This is a genomic window from Streptomyces spinosisporus (assembly GCF_022698145.1).
In the GTDB taxonomy this organism is placed as follows: Bacteria; Actinomycetota; Actinomycetes; order Streptomycetales; family Streptomycetaceae; genus Streptomyces; species Streptomyces spinosisporus.
Genome location: NZ_JALDAX010000030.1, coordinates 20743 through 36117, shown reverse-complemented (window position 1 = coordinate 36117; position 15375 = coordinate 20743). Strand labels below are relative to the sequence as shown.

Annotated in this window: 16 protein-coding genes; 9 read left to right on the top strand and 7 right to left on the bottom strand. The window is 71.3% G+C overall.

Going from position 1 to position 15375, the window contains the following annotated elements:
* Nucleotides 1-5: 5 nt before the first annotated feature.
* Nucleotides 6-1076: an endo-1,4-beta-xylanase gene (locus MQN93_RS41545; protein ID WP_242713574.1), complete on the top strand. Its 1071-nt coding sequence runs from the start codon at nt 6-8 to the stop codon at nt 1074-1076.
* Nucleotides 1077-1296: 220 nt separating this feature from the next.
* On the opposite strand, the gene MQN93_RS41540 is transcribed toward MQN93_RS41545, so the two are convergent.
* The 3 genes from MQN93_RS41540 to MQN93_RS41530 form a co-directional block, all read right to left on the bottom strand.
* Nucleotides 1297-1503, bottom strand: coding sequence for a DUF5999 family protein (locus tag MQN93_RS41540; RefSeq protein WP_016434088.1), 207 nt, complete (start codon nt 1501-1503; stop codon nt 1297-1299).
* Between the two features lie 386 nt (nt 1504-1889).
* Nucleotides 1890-2474, bottom strand: coding sequence for a hypothetical protein (locus MQN93_RS41535; protein WP_242713573.1), 585 nt, complete (start codon nt 2472-2474; stop codon nt 1890-1892).
* A gap of 227 nt (nt 2475-2701) precedes the next feature.
* The gene (locus tag MQN93_RS41530) at nt 2702-2878 is read right to left on the bottom strand and encodes a hypothetical protein (protein WP_016434086.1); all 177 of its coding nucleotides are present in this window, start codon (nt 2876-2878) and stop codon (nt 2702-2704) included.
* A gap of 152 nt (nt 2879-3030) precedes the next feature.
* Here MQN93_RS41530 and MQN93_RS41525 point away from each other — a divergent pair, with 152 nt between their 5' ends.
* Entirely contained in the window at nt 3031-4548 is a 1518-nt protein-coding gene (locus MQN93_RS41525; RefSeq protein ID WP_242713572.1) for a glutamate-cysteine ligase family protein, read from the top strand.
* Nucleotides 4549-4599: 51 nt separating this feature from the next.
* On the opposite strand, the gene MQN93_RS41520 is transcribed toward MQN93_RS41525, so the two are convergent.
* Entirely contained in the window at nt 4600-6363 is a 1764-nt protein-coding gene (locus MQN93_RS41520) for a substrate-binding and VWA domain-containing protein (RefSeq protein WP_242713571.1), read from the bottom strand.
* Between the two features lie 187 nt (nt 6364-6550).
* On the opposite strand from MQN93_RS41520, the gene MQN93_RS41515 reads away from it, so the two are divergent.
* The gene (locus MQN93_RS41515) at nt 6551-7351 is read left to right on the top strand and encodes a CPBP family intramembrane glutamic endopeptidase (protein WP_016434083.1); all 801 of its coding nucleotides are present in this window, start codon (nt 6551-6553) and stop codon (nt 7349-7351) included.
* 7 nt (nt 7352-7358) lie between these two features.
* Here the strand turns inward: MQN93_RS41515 and MQN93_RS41510 are convergent, their stop codons facing one another.
* The gene (locus MQN93_RS41510; RefSeq protein ID WP_242713570.1) at nt 7359-8168 is read right to left on the bottom strand and encodes a PhzF family phenazine biosynthesis protein; all 810 of its coding nucleotides are present in this window, start codon (nt 8166-8168) and stop codon (nt 7359-7361) included.
* 209 nt (nt 8169-8377) lie between these two features.
* On the opposite strand from MQN93_RS41510, the gene MQN93_RS41505 reads away from it, so the two are divergent.
* The 3 genes from MQN93_RS41505 to MQN93_RS41495 all read left to right on the top strand — a co-directional run bounded on the left by MQN93_RS41505 (nt 8378) and on the right by MQN93_RS41495 (nt 11583).
* Nucleotides 8378-9163, top strand: coding sequence for a cyclase family protein (locus tag MQN93_RS41505; RefSeq protein WP_016434081.1), 786 nt, complete (start codon nt 8378-8380; stop codon nt 9161-9163).
* Nucleotides 9160-10800 carry a thiamine pyrophosphate-binding protein gene (locus MQN93_RS41500; RefSeq protein WP_242713569.1) on the top strand — a complete coding sequence of 547 codons (1641 nt, stop codon included), beginning with the start codon at nt 9160-9162 and terminating at the stop codon, nt 10798-10800. Before MQN93_RS41505 ends, MQN93_RS41500 begins: the two co-directional genes overlap by 4 nt.
* 141 nt (nt 10801-10941) lie before the next feature.
* Entirely contained in the window at nt 10942-11583 is a 642-nt protein-coding gene (locus MQN93_RS41495) for a PadR family transcriptional regulator (protein ID WP_242713568.1), read from the top strand.
* A 93-nt stretch (nt 11584-11676) separates the two neighbouring features.
* Here the strand turns inward: MQN93_RS41495 and MQN93_RS41490 are convergent, their stop codons facing one another.
* Nucleotides 11677-12105, bottom strand: a complete 429-nt coding sequence (locus MQN93_RS41490) for a type II toxin-antitoxin system Rv0910 family toxin (RefSeq protein WP_242713567.1) — start codon at nt 12103-12105, stop codon at nt 11677-11679.
* A gap of 130 nt (nt 12106-12235) precedes the next feature.
* The gene (locus MQN93_RS41485; RefSeq protein ID WP_242713566.1) at nt 12236-12439 is read right to left on the bottom strand and encodes a hypothetical protein; all 204 of its coding nucleotides are present in this window, start codon (nt 12437-12439) and stop codon (nt 12236-12238) included.
* 190 nt (nt 12440-12629) lie between these two features.
* On the opposite strand from MQN93_RS41485, the gene MQN93_RS41480 reads away from it, so the two are divergent.
* The 3 genes from MQN93_RS41480 (at nt 12630) to MQN93_RS41470 (ending at nt 15344) form a co-directional block, all read left to right on the top strand.
* Complete coding sequence (locus tag MQN93_RS41480) at nt 12630-13172, top strand: Clp protease N-terminal domain-containing protein (protein ID WP_242713565.1); 543 nt, start codon at nt 12630-12632, stop codon at nt 13170-13172.
* A gap of 46 nt (nt 13173-13218) precedes the next feature.
* Nucleotides 13219-14232, top strand: coding sequence for an EamA family transporter (locus MQN93_RS41475; RefSeq protein WP_242713564.1), 1014 nt, complete (start codon nt 13219-13221; stop codon nt 14230-14232).
* Between the two features lie 167 nt (nt 14233-14399).
* Nucleotides 14400-15344, top strand: coding sequence for a DMT family transporter (locus tag MQN93_RS41470; RefSeq protein ID WP_242713563.1), 945 nt, complete (start codon nt 14400-14402; stop codon nt 15342-15344).
* The last annotated feature ends 31 nt before the right edge of the window (nt 15345-15375 follow it).

Sequence of the window (15375 nt, the reverse complement as noted above, 5' to 3'; positions counted from 1 at the left end):
GCACCATGCGAAGGAACACCCGCCTGAGACTCGTCGGCGCACTGGCTGCCGCCCTGGTCACGGCCGGACTCGCCACCGGGCCCGGCGCCCAGGCGAGTCCGGGCGCCCAGGCGAGTCCGCGGCAGCCGACGCTCGCGGAGCTGGCCCAGCGCCACGGCCGCTACTTCGGCAGCGCCACCGACAACCCCGAACTCACCGACACCGCCTACACGGCCCTGCTCGGCGACGAGTTCGACATGATCACACCCGGCAACGGCATGAAGTGGTACGCCACCGAGCCCCAGCAGGACGTCTTCGACTGGAGATACGGCGACCAGATCGTGGACCTCGCGCGCAGCAACCACCAGCGGGTGCGCGCCCACACCTTGGTCTGGCACAGCCAGCTGCCCGACTGGCTCACCGGCCGCACGTGGACGGCCGACGAGCTCAGGGCCGTACTGAAGAAACACATCCAGACCGAGGTACGGCACTACCGCGGCAAGGTCTACTCCTGGGACGTCGTCAACGAGGCGTTCAACGAAGACGGCAGCTACCGCGAGACGCTCTGGTACCAGACGCTCGGCCCCGGCTACATCGCCGACGCCCTGCGCTGGGCCCACCAGGCCGACCCGCACGCGAAGCTCTACCTCAACGACTACAACATCGAGGCCGTCGGCGCGAAGTCGGACGCCTACTACCGGCTGGCCAAGGACCTCAAGGCACGGCACGTCCCGCTCGACGGCATCGGTCTGCAGGCCCATCTGGCGCTGCAGTACGGATATCCGGCGAGCCTGGAGGACAACCTGCGGCGCTTCTCCCGGCTGGGCCTGGACACCGCGCTCACCGAGGTCGACGTACGGATGCTGCTGCCCGCCACCGAGGAGAAGCTGGCCCAGCAGGCCGACTGGTACCGGGACCTGACGGCGGCCTGTCTCGCGGTGCGGCGCTGCGTGGGGATCACGGTGTGGGACTACACCGACAAGTACTCGTGGATCCCGGCGTTCTTCCCCGGTGAGGGCGCCGCGCTGCCCTGGGACGAGCAACTGCGGCCCAAGCCCGCCTACTTCGCGATCAGGAAGGCGCTGGGCGGAAGGTAGGGGCCGGGCGGCAAGGAAGGGGCTCCGGAACGCCCCGGCGGTGCAGTGGGGAGCGCCGCCGGGGCCCGGCACCCCCGGTCAGGGCGCCGGGGGTGCCGGACTGCGGCGCGGAGAGGGGGGTGCGGAGAGGGGGGTGCAGACATGCGTCGGGGCCGACTCGCAGCGTGTTCTTGCGAGCGGCCCCTCAGATCTCCGGGCGGTGTGCACCGCCCGGCCGCGCTCAGGCGGCCGTCATCACGTGGTCCGCACCCAGCGGGCGGTGCGGGGCGATGATCTGGCCGTCGGGCAGGAGCTCACCGGTGTCCTCGAAGAGCAGAACTCCGTTGCACAGCAGGCTCCATCCCTGTTCCGGGTGGTGCGCCACGAGGCGCGCGGATTCCCGGTCGGCGGAGTCGGCTGTCGGACACGGTGGCTGGTGCTGGCACATTGGTGGGATCTTTCGCTCTGTCGTGGTGGGTGAGATGGATGTCTTGTCTGTCCCGCGGCTTGAAGCTCCGTTCATGGCCGCCCCCCGTAGTGATAAGTCGGTCCAGTCCCAGTGTTGCCCCACGGGCGTCGTTCCGCAGGGATTTAGCAGCACCGCTTCTCACAGGTTGATGACGCATCACCCGTGCGGATGGTTCATCCCAACTGCACTGTCAGTTCGGGTGGTTCTGGGTGACCGGATGGGGCTAGTCCGTACTGGCCAGGGAGGATATTTGGCTCGTACGAGCAGCTATTGGCTCGTACGAGCAGAATGCGGAGCGGAAAAGCGGCGTACCCCGACTCCCGGAATTCCAGGGCGGGGTACGGGGCGCGGTGCGGGGGTCGTGTTCAGGCGGGTGAGCCCAGCAGCGGGGCGGGAGTCACCCGATGGGTGAGGACCGGGAGCAGTTCGGCGACGCGGTGCGGGCGGTGGGGCGCGATGCCGGGCGGGGCCGGCGCCAGCGGGACGAGGATGTCCGTGGCGGCGGGGTGGCCGGTGGCGCCGTCCTCGGTGCAGTCGCCGTGCAGCCACAGCGTGAGCATGTAGAGGCCGGGCACCGAGAGCAGACGCGGCTGGTACGACTGGCTCATCGTCTCGGCCTGGCGCAGCGCGCGCTCGGTGGAGGCGATGTAGGGGCCCTCGAAGAAGCGGGAGAACGCCCAGCCGTCGGGGGTCAGCATCGTGTCGGCCGCGGCCACCGCGCGCTCGCCGCAGCGGATCAGAAAGCGCCACCCGGCCAGCCGGGTGGACGATGCGCCCGCGGGCGTGAACCGGTCCAGGATGTGTACGGGCAGCGGGACTTCGGGGGTCAGCGGGCCCTGGGCGTGGAGCAGGGAGGGCGTTCGGGCCTCGCGTACCGCGGTGGGCGAACCAAGGGCGGTGAGAACGGTGCGTAGGGCAGGCGCGGGAGCCGGGGGGACATGCAGCGGCATGGTGGGTCGCCTCTCATTCGACAGGCACGGTGGCGCGAGGGCGGGGCGGGGGCGGACGGCACTGTCAGCTCACGTGGGGACAGAGAGGCGGGGGCCGGGGCCCGGGAACGAGGAATGTGGGTGAGGCCTGCCGCACGTCACCTCGACGGCAGGTTCCATGACCGCTGACGCCCGCCCTCTGTCTTGTTCGCGGAGTTTATACGACCTGTGTTGAGACGGTGTTTCGTCTAGCCGTTTCCGGTGTACTCGGCAAGGGCGTATACGGTCGGCGATACGTGGGAATCATCCCGATTCCGCTCCGGTGCCGCGGCGGTGACCTCGGGAAATACCCGGGAAGCGGTCGGCCAATTCTCGTCGGCGTTTTTCACGAGGTTGTCGACGGCCCGAAACTGCGACATGTCCATGCCCGGTGAATGTGCCCCGGGTCACATCGGTCAGAGTAGCGGGCGGCGGGGCCGCATGGGGACGTTATCGATCGCCAGGGCTGGGCATCCTCATTCGTGACCCGGCGCCCGCGGCCGGATCTTGGGCCGTACATTCGAGAAGGGACGCTTCGATGGGGGAGAAGGTCGTGGCAGGGCGGTTCGACCTGTCGGATCGGCAGCTCTACCGCGACAAGCTCCGCAGCTGCCTGACGGGCCTGGAGCGACTTCTGGACCAGAAGCGGTTCGACCGCCCGAAGAACCTCATGGGCGTGGAGATCGAACTGAATCTGGCCGGTGGCGACGGCATGCCGAAAATGCTCAATGGGCAGGTCCTCGAACGGATCGCGAGCCGGGATTTCCAAACAGAACTCGCCATGTTCAATCTGGAAGTGAACATAGCCCCACACCGATTGGACGGGCGGGTATTCGACCGGCTTGCGGAAGAACTGCGGACGTCGCTGGCATATGCCGACCGAAAAGCGGGCGAGGTCGACGCGGGAATCGTGATGATCGGCATTCTGCCGACGCTCGACCGGGACGACCTGATCTCCTCCAACCTCTCCGACGTCGACCGCTACGCCCTGCTCAACGAGCAGATCGTGGCCGCCCGCGGTGAGGACTTCGTCCTCGACATCGACGGGGTGGAGCGGCTGACGTGCACCTCGAAATCCATCGCGCCGGAAGCGGCCTGCACCTCCGTGCAGCTGCATCTGCAGGTCACCCCGGGCCGTTTCGCCGACGTCTGGAACGCCGCGCAGGCCGTCGCCGCGGCGCAGATCGCCGTCGGCGCCAACTCGCCGTTCCTGTTCGGGCGTGAGCTGTGGCGGGAGTCCCGGCCGCCGCTGTTCCTGCAGTCCACCGACACCCGGCCGCCCGAGCTGCAGGCCCAGGGCGTGCGCCCCCGTACCTGGTTCGGGGAGCGGTGGATCTCCTCCGCGTACGACCTCTTCGAGGAGAACCTGCGGTACTTCCCGGCGCTGCTGCCGATCTGCGACGAGGAGGACCCGCTGGAGGTGCTCGACGCGGGCGGCGTCCCCAAACTCGCCGAACTCGTCCTGCACAACGGCACCGTGTACCGCTGGAACCGCCCGGTCTACGGCATCGCCGACGGCGTCCCGCACCTGCGCGTCGAGAACCGCGTCCTGCCCGCGGGACCCACCATCACCGACGTCATCGCGAACGCCGCCTTCTACTACGGCCTCGTCCGCGCCCTCGCCGAGGAGTCGCGCCCGGTGTGGACCCGGCTGCCCTTCGAGGCGGCCGAGGCCAACTTCGACGCCGCGTGCAAGCACGGGATCGAGGCCCGACTCGAATGGCCGCGACGCGGCCGCTACGGCGGCACCGCACAGATCGACGCGGTGACCCTGGTGCGCGACGAACTCCTGCCCCTCGCCGAAACGGGCCTGGCCGCGTGGGGCATCGAACGCGCCGACCGCGACCTGTACCTCGGCGTCATCGACGAACGCTGCCGCCGCCGCGTCAACGGCGCCACCTGGCAGGCCGCAACCTTCCACCGCGCCCTGGAAGCCGGCCTCCCCCGAGACGCCGCCCTAGCCGCCACCACCCGCACCTACCGCCGCTTGATGCACCTGGGCGACCCGGTACACACCTGGCCGGTGGGAATCCCGGAACCGGTGCCGGCACCCTGAGCGCCGTCGGTCTCCAAGCTCAGCGCCCGCATCCCGCAGCAGACCGCCGGCCTAGTCGTCCCCCTGAGAACCCGCCGCCACGATCGCCTTCAGGATCACCGACTGGATCTGGGCGGGGTTGCTGACCGACTGGCCCGAGCCGCCGGTTGCCCGGGCGATTTCGTCGGCTTCTTCGCGGTCGGCGTCGGGGCCCACGGCGATCATGATGAGGGGTACCGGGCGCTCGGGGTCGGTGAGTTTCTGGAGCTGGGTGATGAGGGCGTCGCGGGAGATGCTGCCCGGGTCCTGGTTGACGCCGTCGGTGAGGATCACCAGGGCGTTGAACTTCCCCTTGGCGTAGGACGAGGCGGCCGCCTTGTACGCGGCGAGCGTGGTGTCGTAGAGCCCGGTCGCCCCGTTCGGGACCGGCTTGAGCGCGCCGAAGGCCGCCGAGAGCCGGTCGCGCTGGGTGCCGCCGCCCTTCTGGTCGCCGAGCCGCTCGGTCGGCACCAGGATGCGGTAGTCCTTGTCGCCGTCCAGCTTCGTGGAGAACTTCCACAGGCCGATCTCGTCCTCGGGCGTGAACGTGGCGAGGGCCTGCAGCAGCGCCCCCTTCGTGACGTCCATGCGCGACTGGCCGGTCCCCGGCACCGTTTCCGACATCGACGAGGAGGCGTCCACGACCGTGGTGATCCGGGCGCTCTGCACGGTGATCGTCCAGGTACCGAGGGCCTCCTGCAGCGCCGCGGCCGCGGCCGGCTTCAGCGCCGGCTCCTCGTACGGCTGCGGACTGCTGCCGCCGGCCGCGGACACCACCGTCTGCGGCGTCTCGTCGTCGGAGGTGCGGAAACCGTACTTCTGCAGGAGCCGCAGCTGCTCCGGCTGGCGCAGATAGTTCATGAACCGCAGCGCGGCCCGGCTCTGGTCGGTGCTCAGCTCGCCGACCATCGCGTACGGGTAGTCCAGCCGCGGCGAGCCGTCCTTCGGGTAGAACATGTCCAGCCCGCCCGCACTGTCGGCGGAGGAGTTGTACGTGTACGCCGCCTGCTCGGACAGGATCAGCGCCTGGTTCCGCTTCGGATTGCCCAGCTCGGTGCCCGAGGAGTCACGGGGCAGGGTGTCCACGACCTGCCCGTCGCTGTCCGAGGTGCGCTGCGCCAGCGTCTTCATCATGGCCACGGCCTGGGTGTCGCCGCCCTTGATCCTGGTTGCGGCCGTGCTGAGCTGCGTGAGCGCGAGCAGCCCGGTGGCGCTGCGCGCCGGATCGGCCGCGCCGAGCTTGACCGAGTCGCTCTGCATGGCGGCACCGACCAACTCGAGCCAGTCGTACGTCTTCTGCGGCCAGCCCAGGGACTTCGCGGCCGTCGGCACCATCGCCACGCCGATCGGTGTCGAGGCGATCGTGCCCGCCGGGGTCACGTCGACGGCGCTGTTGTTCGCCGTGATCCGGTCGATCCACAGGTCCGAGTCCGGCACCCACAGTTGCGCGTCGGACTTACGGCCCGCGGCGAGCCCGTCCGCGACCTTGTAGGCGTCCCGCGCGGTCACCGTGACCGCGAGACAGCGGCCGTCCGAGGTGATCTTGTCGTCGTGCGCGCGCTGCGCCGCGGCCGTGAGGGCGGGGGTGATGTCCGGCGCGGCGTCCAGCTTGAGGCGCACCGGGTTGTCCTGGCACGAGGAACCGAACGACAGCAGCCCGCTTCTGGCGGCGGCCGCGGTGCCGCCCGCGACGGTGAGGACGAGCACCGTCGCGATGGCCACCGTGCGGCGGCGCGCGCGTGGACGGGGGTCGCTGCGGCCCGCCCCATACTGATCGGGCAAGCTGTGACGTCCCATGACGGTCGTGCCCCTCCCTTGTTGACCTCGCGGCGGATTTCGGCCGTAAGGCAGGCAAGGGGGAGGTACGCCCCGTACGGCGCCCGTCCCCCCAGACGGCCTGTCGCGCACGATCTTCGTAACTTCTTTCGTGACCCTAGCGGTGCGACGGTGGGGATGAGGCTGGATTACTCAACTGGAGGCAGGTGTGCAGGCAGAGGCGGGCCCGGTGGCCGATTCTGTTCCGCCGGAGCGGCCCTCGCGACGGATCTTCCGTGACGAGACGCTCCTCGTTCTGGGGCTTTCGCTCGGTGCGAGTGGTGTGTCCGCCCTGATCAGCTTTGTCGGCTCGGTCACCAAACCGGGGGGTCTGAAGGACCAGGCGGCGACCCTCAACGCGTCGGCCGCGCCGGGCCGCCCGTGGCTCGATCTCGCCTGGCAGCTGTTCGGGATCGCGAGCGCTCTGGTGCCGGTCGCCCTCGTCGCGCATCTGCTGCTGCGCGAGGGCGCGGGCATGCGCACGATCGGCTTCGACCGCACCCGGCCCTGGCCGGACCTCGGCCGCGGCGCGGCGATCGCGGCGGTGATCGGCAGTACCGGGATCGCCTTCTACCTGGCGGCGCGCGGGCTCGGCTTCAACCTCACGGTGGTCCCGGAGGCGCTGCCCGACGTGTGGTGGAAGTACCCGGTGCTGGTGCTGTCGGCGATGCAGAACGCGATCCTCGAAGAGGTCGTCGTCGTCGGCTATCTGCTGCGCCGGCTGGGGCAGTTGGGCTGGACGCCGGGGGCCGCCCTGGTGGCCAGTGCCGTGCTGCGCGGCTCGTACCACCTCTACCAGGGCATCGGCGGCTTCCTCGGCAACATGGTGATGGGCGTGGTGTTCGTGTACCTGTACCGCCGGTGGGGCCGGGTGGGCCCCCTGGTGGTGGCGCATTCCCTGCTCGACATCGGGGCGTTCGTCGGATACGCGCTGCTGGCCGGGAAGGTGGGCTGGCTGCCGACGGCCTGACGGCCCGCTAGACCAGCAGCTCGCCCTCGATCGTGGTGACCGCGCGGCCGGTCAGCAGAGTGCGGTCGCCGCGCAGTTCGGTGCGGACCCGCCCGGAGCGGGGCGAGGCCTGCAGCCCGGTCAGGACGGTGCGGCCCAGGCGCTCGGACCAGAAGGGGGCGAGCGCGGTGTGGGCGCTGCCGGTGACCGGGTCCTCGTCGATGCCGACGTTCGGGAAGAAGCAGCGGGAGACGAAGTCGTAGCCGCGCGAGGGGTCCTCGGCACGGGCGGTGGCGATGATGCCGCGCTCCGAGTACCGGCCGAGCGCCCTGAGGTCCGGGGTGAGGGCGTGCACCGTCTTCTCGTCGGCGAACTCCACCACGAGGTCGCCCACGTTCGGCCCGGTGTCGCAGGCGGCTCGCGGAGCGGCGCCCAGTGCCTCGGCGACCCCGGCCGAGACCTCGACCGGCGTGAGCGGCGCGGTCGGGAAGTCCAGCGTGATCGAACCGTCCTCGCCCGGCGTCGCCACGAGCACGCCGCTGCGGGTGGCGAAGCGCACGGCGCCCTCGTGGGCGCCGGTGGTGTGCAGGACGTGCGCCGTCGCCAGCGTGGCGTGCCCGCACATGTTCACCTCGGTCGCCGGGGTGAACCAGCGCAGCGCCCAGTCGGCCTCGCCGCCCGCGTCCAGGCGGTGCGCGAACGCGGTCTCGGCGTGATTGACCTCCAGGGCGATCTGCTGCAGCCGCTCGTCGGACGGAAACGAGTCGAGCAGCAGTACACCGGCGGGGTTGCCGGTGAAGGGGCGGTCGGTGAAGGCGTCGACGATTCGAATGCGCATGAGTCGACGCTAGGGCGGGCCGGAGCACGGCCGCCAAGGCCAATTCGGGGATGCTGGACTGAAATCTCGGGGATGCTGGACCGACATCGCGGACGCCGCACCGAATCCGGGCGCAGTATTCGGGCGCAGTGGTCTCGGCGCGGACGGGTCCCGGCTGACACGCTGTACAGAAAGGCGTTGGCAGTTCAGCCCCGTCCCTGGAGGCCGTCATGTCCCAGCCGTCCGTGCTCGCCGCTCTGCTGTCCGGGTTGCGAGGTGGGTCGATCGAAGTGGTCGACCTGACGTCGCCGTTGTCGGCGTCCACACCGGTGATCCAGTTGCCGCCGCAGTTCGGGCAGACCCAGGTCTTCGAGCTGGAGGAGATCAGCCGGTACGACGACCGGGGGCCCGCCTGGTACTGGAACAACTTCCGCAGCGGTGAGCACACCGGCACACACTTCGACGCGCCGGTGCACTGGGTCACCGGCAAGGACCTCGCCGACGTCGCGTCGGTCCCGGCGGGCCGGCTGATCGCCCCGGCGGCCGTCCTCGACTTCTCCGCGGCGGCTGCGAAGGACCCCGACTTCCTGGTCGAGGTGGACCACATCAAGGCCTGGGAGGCCGACAACGGGCCGTTGCCGGAAGGGGGTTGGCTGCTTCTGCGCACCGGCTGGGACGCCCGCGCGCAGTCGCAGGAGGAGTTCCTGAACGCGGACGAGAACGGCCCGCACACCCCCGGCCTGTCACCGGAGTGCGCCCGCTGGGTGGCCGAGGAGGCCCCGGTGATCGGCCTCGGCGTGGAGACCGTGGGCACCGACGCCGGTCGCGCGCACTCCTTCGACCCGCCCTTCCCCTGCCACTCCCACCTCCTGGGCAGCGACAAGTACGGGCTCACCCAGCTGCAGAACCTCGGCTCCCTGCCCCCGACCGGCGCCCTCGTCGTCGCCGGTCCGCTGCCCATCGTCTCGGGCTCCGGCGCCCCCGCCCGCGTACTCGCCCTGGTGGAGCGGTCGTGAAGGTCGCCGAAGCCGTCGGACGGGCCCTGACCGCCTCCGGGATCGACCATGTCTTCGGCGTGGTCGGCTCCGGCAACTTCCATCTGACCAACGCCATGGTCGCGGCGGGCGCGCGGTTCGTCGCCGCACGGCACGAGGGCGGCGCGGCGACCATGGCGGACGCCTACGTCCGCACGAGCGGCGCACCGGCCGCGCTCAGCGTCCACCAGGGGCCCGGTCTGACCAACGCCCTGACCGGCATCACCGAGGCGGCCAAGAGCCGTACGCCACTGCTCGTACTGGCCGCCGAGGCGACGCAGCCGCGGTCCAACTTCCGTATCGACCAGGCGGTCGCGGCACACGCCGTGGGTGCCGTCACCGCACGCGTGACGACCGCGCACGACGCCGTCGAGCAGGCCCTGGCGGCGCTGCGCCGGGCGCGCCACGAACGGCGCACCGTGGTCCTCAACCTCCCCCTGGAGGTGCAGGCCCTCGACGTGCCCGACGGCGTGTCCCTCTCGGGCGAGCCGATGCCCGCACCCCGGCCCGTCGAGCCGTCGCAGGCGGCCGTCGCCGATCTCGTCCGTACGCTCGAAGCGTCCCGGCGCCCCGTCTTCGTGGCGGGCCGCGGCGCGCGCACCCCCGCCGCTCGCGATGCCCTCGCCGCACTCGCCGAGCGGCACGGCGCCCTGCTCGCCACCTCGGCCGTCGCCCGCGGTCTGTTCCGGGGCAACCCCTGGTCGCTCGATGTGTCCGGCGGCTTCGCGGCGCCGCTGGTGGCCGAACTGATGCAGGGCGCCGACCTGGTCGTGGGCTGGGGCTGCGCGCTGAACATGTGGACCATGCGGCACGGCCGGCTGATCGGCGCCGGGGCGAACGTCGTCCAGGTCGACAACGACCCGGAGGCCCTCGGCGCCCACCGGGAGATCGGCCTCGGGGTCACCGGCGACGTGCAACGCACGGCACGGCTCGCGCTGGAGGCGGGCGGCGCGGGCCGCGAGGGCTACCGGACGTCCGAGGTCGCCGACGCGCTCGCCACGCGGGCGCGGTGGCGGGACGTGCCGTACGAGGACGAGTCCACCCGCGAGCGCATCGACCCGCGCACGCTCAGCATCGGACTCGACGACATCCTCCCCGCGGAGCGGATCGTCGGCGTGGACTCGGGCAACTTCATGGGCTACCCGAGCGCGTATCTGTCGGTGCCGGACCACAACGGGTTCTGTTTCACCCAGGCCTTCCAGTCGATCGGCCTCGGCCTCGCGACCACGATCGGCGCGGCCCTGGCGCAGCCGGACCGCCTGCCCGTGGCCGCGCTCGGCGACGGCGGCGCGCTGATGAGCGCCGTGGAGCTGGACACCGTGCGCCGGCTCGGCCTGCCGATGGTGGTCGTCGTCTACAACGACGAGGCCTACGGCGCCGAGGTGCACCACTTCGGCCCCGACGGGTTCCCGCTCGACACGGTCACCTTCCCGGAGACGGACATCGCGGCCGTGGCCCGCGGCTACGGCTTCGAGGCGGTGACCGTGCGGACGGCGGCCGATCTCAAGGCCGTACAGGACTGGGTGGAGGGGCCGCGCTCGGCGCCCCTGCTCATCGACGCCAAGGTGACCCGCGACCACGGGTCCTGGTGGCTGGAGGAGGCGTTCCGCGGCCACTGAGCGGAGGGGGCGCCTGCGGGCCCGGCCCTGACCTGGGGCCGGGCCCTTCCGCTGTCGTTTTCCGCCGAGCCTTGCTCTGCGAAGCATTCCGATATATCGTTGACGCATCGCGACAGATCAACGATAGAAGGAGTGATGGCGATGCGTTCCCATGGATTCGAACGTGGACACGGTGGACACGGCCCGCGCGGCGGGGGTGGTTTCGAGGGGCGCCGTGGCGCCTTCGGGCCCTTCGGTCCGGGTGGGCCCGGTGGTGGTCCGGGCTTCGGTTTCGGTGGTCCCGGCGGTCCCGGCTTCGGCCCGGGCCCCTGGGGGCCACGAGGGCGTGGCGGACCGCGGGGCAGGGCACGGCGAGGCGACGTGAGGGCGTCGATCCTGGCCCTGCTGAAGGACCGGCCCATGCACGGTTACGAGATGATCCAGGAGATCGCCGAGCGCAGTGGCGGGGCGTGGAAGCCCAGCCCGGGTTCGGTGTACCCCACCCTCCAGCTGTTGGAGGACGAGGGCCTGATCACCAGTGAGACCGAGGGCGGCAAGAAGCTGTTCTCGCTGACCGAGTCCGGCCGCGCCGCGGCCGACGAGGGCCCGGACGCGCCCTGGGAGGAAGCCTCCCGCGGCATCGACTTCGAGGCGCTCGGTGAGATCCGGCAGGCCGGCTTCGGTCTGATGGAGGCCTTCGGGCAGGTCTGGAAGACCGGCAGCAAGGAGCAGCGCGACAAGGCGCTGACCGTCATCAACGAAGCCCGCAAGAAGCTGTATCTGATCCTCGCCGACGAGGACTGACGGCCTCCCCGCCGTGAGGAGGGCGCCCCGCGGAACGCTCCGCGGGGCGCCCTCATGCCTGTGCCCGTCCGCCTCGTATCGGCGCCCGGTCCTTCAGGTCACCAGTCCGGCCAGCTTGCGCAGCGACTCGTTGAGCGCCGCCGTCGCCGAGTCCTTGAGCTTGCCCGCCATCAGCGACACCGCCGCGCCCGTGAACTCGCTGTCGATGCGGACCGTCGTGGCGTCGCCGTCGGGGGTCAGTGTGTAGCGGTTGACCAGGCTCACCGCCATCGGGCCCTTGCCGCGGGTGGCGAACACCCGGGCCGGCTCCAGCTCGTCGATGGTCCACTCGACCTCCGCCGGGAAGCCCATGAGCTTCATGTTCTCCTGGTAGGTCCCGCCCGTTTCGAGGCTCTGGGGACCGCCCTCGGGGAAGCTGGTGTGGGTCGCGTTCCACTCGCCGTACGCGGACCAGTCCGTGAGCTGCGCCCACACCTTCTCGGCGGGTGCCTCGATACGGGCCTCCGCGCTGACCTCGGCCATGCGACCACCTCTTCTGTCGGGCTACGGTGTCGCGGAAAGTAGCCGCACGGCCCGGAACATTCAATACTTATGAACCGTCAGAAGATGTGAGCGTCTCCCGGGTGCTCGGGGCGACTCGCTCGCGCGGCGCTCACGCGACCTGCCATATCACCGCCGCGTCGAAGACGTCCCACGCTCGCGGGAGTGCGCTCTCGTCGTGGCAGTGCCAGGCGTCCCAGAACAGGTCGGCGGGCAGTGCGTCCTCCGGGGCGTACACCCGGTACACGTACTGCTTGCCGTCGACGGCCGGCAGCGACACCAGCCAGGACCTGGTCTCCGTCTCCATGCATCCCATGGGACGTGCGACGGGGCACCCTGGTTGCGTTCGAGGCGCGAGGCAAGGCGGCGCACGCCCCTGCGGGTAAAACGGCCTGATCTCATCCGTAAGGAGGAGATTTGGGCCCGCCGGGTCCACTCTGTGTGGGACGCGAAGATGCTTCCCGTCGGGGATGACCGCAGGCGAAGTGGTTGATGGGGTAGGGGATGTGCAACCCCGTATCCCCCGGCAGGCGGTCGGCGAGCAGGCCCTCGGCCCTCGCGCGGACGGCGATGCCGGGCTCACCGACGAGCTGGCGGCCGTGGTCCTGGGTGCCCGCCGCCGGGCCGTCCGGGACGGGGACCGGCAGATCGACACGGCCCATCTGCTGCACTCCCTGCTGGAGCACGACCCCGAGGTGCGTTCCGTCTTCGACGACGGCCCCGAGATCGCCCGGCTGCTCGGCTATCTCGTGCAGCGCAGCATCGGCTACGGCCTGCGCTGGCAGGGCTCGGTCGAGGACTCCGGCGCGGTACCCGTGATGGCGGAGTCCGACGGCTTCTCCCCGCTGGCCGCCGCGGCCATGGACCACACCACCGAACGCGCCGCCACTCGCGGCACCGGACCCGCCCGCGGCATCGACCTTTTGGCCTGCCTCGTCGCCGATCCGCAGGCCCGTGCTGTGGAGGTGCTCGGTCGGGCGGGTATTGCGATCGAGGTGGTGGTCGCGCGCGTCGAGGAGCGGGTGGCGCGGCGGTGGTCCAGTCGTTGAGACAGGTGTCAACGGGGATGACGCTCCTGTCGTTGGCTGTCATCATGTGCCGGTGCATACGTCTGAGAGCCGGCAGGTAGGCAGGGCCGGGAGTGGCAGAGGGGTCGGGCTGGGGCTCGCCCTCGGGTCCGCGGTGGCCTTCGGCGGGTCCGGGGTCGCGGCGAAGCCACTGATCGAAGCGGGCCTCGACCCGCTCCACGTGGTGTGGCTGCGGGTGGCGGGCGCGGCCCTGGTGATGCTGCCGGTCGCCGTACGCCACCGTGCGCTGCTGCTGCGCCGCCCGGCGCTGCTCGCCGGCTTCGGACTGCTGGCCGTGGCCGGGGTGCAGGCCTGCTACTTCGCCGCGATCTCCCGCATCCCCGTCGGTGTCGCGCTGCTCGTCGAGTACCTCGCGCCCGCCCTCGTCCTCGGCTGGGTCCGGTTCGTGCAGCGGCGTCCGGTGACCCGCGCGGCCGCGCTCGGCGTGGTCCTCGCGGCCGGCGGCCTCGCCTGCGTCGTCGAGGTCTGGTCGGGGCTGAGCTTCGACGCCCTCGGCCTGCTGCTCGCTCTCGGCGCGGCCTGCTGCCAGGTCGGCTACTTCGTCCTGTCCGACCAGGGCAGCGACGCCGGCGACGCGGCGCCCGACCCGCTCGGCGTCATCGCCTACGGGCTGCTGATCGGCGCCGTCGTACTGACCGCGGTGGCCCGCCCCTGGACCATGGACTGGTCGGTGCTGACGGGCACCGCCCGCATGAACGGCACCCCCGTCGCCGCCGTCCTGCTGCTGGCCTGGATCGTGCTCGTCGCCACCGTCCTCGCCTACGTCACCGGCGTGGTCTCGGTGCGCCGGCTCTCACCGCAGGTCGCGGGCGTCGTCGCCTGCCTCGAAGCGGTCATCGCGACCGTCCTGGCCTGGGTGCTGCTCGGCGAACACCTGTCGGCGCCGCAGATCGTCGGCGGGTTCGTCGTCCTGGTGGGCGCGTTCATCGCCCAGTCGTCGGCGCCCGCCAAGGGCTCCGCGGAGCCGGTGGCGAGCGGCGGCCCGGAAACGCAGTTGTCGTCCCGTGAGAGGGCTGCCTAGAGTGCCGTTCATGCCGTCGACGCTCGTTCTTCCGCCCCCCGCCGCCTGAGGCGGGCGCCCTCCGGAACGACGCCCGGCCACCGGCCGGGCTGAACGGTGCTGCCCGCAGAAGCAGTCCACGGCCCGGTCGATCCCGGGCCCACTTCCGAACTTCTGCGGAGACATTCGTGTCGCAAGCTGCTTTCGGCCTGCCCGTCGGGCGAGGCCTGCTCTTTCTGATCATCGCCGGTGCCGCCTGGGGCACCGCGGGCGCGGCCGCCTCCCTGGTCTACCGGACCAGTGACATGGGCGCCGTCACCCTCTCCTTCTGGCGCTGCGCGGCAGGCCTCGTCCTGCTGCTCGCCGCCCGTCTGCTGCGCAGGCGCCCCCGAGCCGCCGTGTCCGAACCGCTGCGGCGCCGCGCGCTGCGGGTCCTCGCCACGGGTGTGGGGCTCGCCGTCTTCCAGACGGCCTACTTCGCGGCCGTCGCCGCCACCGGGCTCGCCGTGGCCACCGTGGTCACCCTCGGCGCCGGTCCCGTGCTCATCGCGCTCGGCGCCCGTATGACGCTGGGGGAGCGGCTCGGCCGGGGCGGCATCGCCGCCGTCGTCGGAGCGCTGGCCGGTCTTGCCGTACTCGTGCTGGGCGGCGGAGGGGCGTCCGTACGCCCGTGGGGCGTGCTGCTGGGGCTGCTGTCCGCGGCCGGGTACTGCGTGATGACGCTGCTGACCCGCTGGTGGGGGCGTAACGGCGAAGCGGACGCGGGGGGTACGTCGGTGGGCGCGTTCGCGGTCACCAGCCTGTGCCTGTTCCCGTTCGCCCTGTCCGACGGGCTCGTTCCGCACACGGCCCAGCCCGTCCATGTGCTCTGGCTGATGGCCTACATCGCGGCCATCCCCACGGCCCTGGCCTACGCCCTGTACTTCGCGGGCGCGGCCGTCGTCCGCTCCGCCACCGTCTCCGTGATCATGCTCCTGGAGCCGGTCGGCGCGGCGGTCCTCGCGATCGTCCTCCTGGGCGAACGGCTCACCACGACAACCCTCGTGGGCACTCTCCTGATGCTGGGCTCGGTCGCGGGCCTGACGCTGACGGAAGCCCGCGGCACGACAACAGAGAAACCGGTCCTGGCGTGAACCGGGGGGCGGGGCCCTTGCCCCGCCCCGG

Coding starts and splice junctions, on each gene's coding strand:
- MQN93_RS41485 (WP_242713566.1), bottom strand. CDS start 12,439: ATGGGATGCATGGAGACGGAGACCAGGTCCTGGCTGGTGTCGCTGCCG.
- MQN93_RS41490 (WP_242713567.1), bottom strand. CDS start 12,105: ATGGCCGAGGTCAGCGCGGAGGCCCGTATCGAGGCACCCGCCGAGAAG.
- MQN93_RS41545 (WP_242713574.1), top strand. CDS start 6: ATGCGAAGGAACACCCGCCTGAGACTCGTCGGCGCACTGGCTGCCGCC.
- MQN93_RS41525 (WP_242713572.1), top strand. CDS start 3,031: ATGGGGGAGAAGGTCGTGGCAGGGCGGTTCGACCTGTCGGATCGGCAG.
- MQN93_RS41510 (WP_242713570.1), bottom strand. CDS start 8,168: ATGCGCATTCGAATCGTCGACGCCTTCACCGACCGCCCCTTCACCGGC.
- MQN93_RS41495 (WP_242713568.1), top strand. CDS start 10,942: ATGCGTTCCCATGGATTCGAACGTGGACACGGTGGACACGGCCCGCGC.
- MQN93_RS41530 (WP_016434086.1), bottom strand. CDS start 2,878: ATGGACATGTCGCAGTTTCGGGCCGTCGACAACCTCGTGAAAAACGCC.
- MQN93_RS41520 (WP_242713571.1), bottom strand. CDS start 6,363: ATGGGACGTCACAGCTTGCCCGATCAGTATGGGGCGGGCCGCAGCGAC.
- MQN93_RS41505 (WP_016434081.1), top strand. CDS start 8,378: ATGTCCCAGCCGTCCGTGCTCGCCGCTCTGCTGTCCGGGTTGCGAGGT.
- MQN93_RS41540 (WP_016434088.1), bottom strand. CDS start 1,503: ATGTGCCAGCACCAGCCACCGTGTCCGACAGCCGACTCCGCCGACCGG.
- MQN93_RS41535 (WP_242713573.1), bottom strand. CDS start 2,474: ATGCCGCTGCATGTCCCCCCGGCTCCCGCGCCTGCCCTACGCACCGTT.